Annotated in this window: 1 rRNA gene; it reads right to left on the bottom strand. The window is 52.9% G+C overall.

The window, feature by feature from the left end:
- A 23S ribosomal RNA gene (locus DEO48_RS26415) occupies positions 1–1,168 on the bottom strand; the annotation flags it as partial.
- Positions 1,169–1,198: the final 30 nt, after the last annotated feature.

Genomic DNA, 1,198 nt, shown 5'->3' with positions numbered 1-1,198 from the left:
GTCGCTGCCGCAGCTTCGGTGCATGGTTTAGCCCCGTTACATCTTCCGCGCAGGCCGACTCGACCAGTGAGCTATTACGCTTTCTTTAAATGATGGCTGCTTCTAAGCCAACATCCTGGCTGTCTGTGCCTTCCCACATCGTTTCCCACTTAACCATGACTTTGGGACCTTAGCTGGCGGTCTGGGTTGTTTCCCTCTTCACGACGGACGTTAGCACCCGCCGTGTGTCTCCCGTGATAACATTCTTCGGTATTCGTAGTTTGCATCGGGTTGGTAAGCCGGGATGGCCCCCTAGCCGAAACAGTGCTCTACCCCCGAAGATGAGTTCACGAGGCGCTACCTAAATAGCTTTCGGGGAGAACCAGCTATCTCCCGGTTTGATTGGCCTTTCACCCCCAGCCACAAGTCATCCGCTAATTTTTCAACATTAGTCGGTTCGGTCCTCCAGTTAGTGTTACCCAACCTTCAACCTGCCCATGGCTAGATCACCGGGTTTCGGGTCTATACCCTGCAACTTAACGCCCAGTTAAGACTCGGTTTCCCTTCGGCTCCCCTATACGGTTAACCTTGCTACAGAATATAAGTCGCTGACCCATTATACAAAAGGTACGCAGTCACACCACGAAGGTGCTCCCACTGCTTGTACGTACACGGTTTCAGGTTCTTTTTCACTCCCCTCGCCGGGGTTCTTTTCGCCTTTCCCTCACGGTACTGGTTCACTATCGGTCAGTCAGGAGTATTTAGCCTTGGAGGATGGTCCCCCCATATTCAGACAGGATACCACGTGTCCCGCCCTACTCTTCGAGTTCACAGCCTGTGTGCTTTCGTGTACGGGACTGTCACCCTGTACCGTGCGACTTTCCAGACGCTTCCACTAACACACAAGCTGATTCAGACTCTGGGCTGCTCCCCGTTCGCTCGCCGCTACTGGGGGAATCTCGGTTGATTTCTTTTCCTCGGGGTACTTAGATGTTTCAGTTCCCCCGGTTCGCCTCGTTAACCTATGTATTCAGTTAACGATAGTGCAACGAATTGCACTGGGTTTCCCCATTCGGACATCGCCGGGTCAAAGGTTCATATCACCTCGCCGGCGCTTTTCGCAGATTAGCACGTCCTTCATCGCCTCTGACTGCCAGGGCATCCACCGTGTACGCTTAGTCGCTTAACCTCACAACCCGAAGATGTTTCTTTCGATTCA

It is taken from the genome of Enterobacter sp. CGMCC 5087 (genome assembly GCF_003144775.1).
GTDB classification, from domain to species: domain Bacteria; phylum Pseudomonadota; class Gammaproteobacteria; order Enterobacterales; family Enterobacteriaceae; genus Enterobacter; species Enterobacter cloacae_M.
The sequence above is the reverse complement of the archived record's forward strand: the minus strand, read 5'-3'. Positions and strand labels throughout refer to the sequence as shown.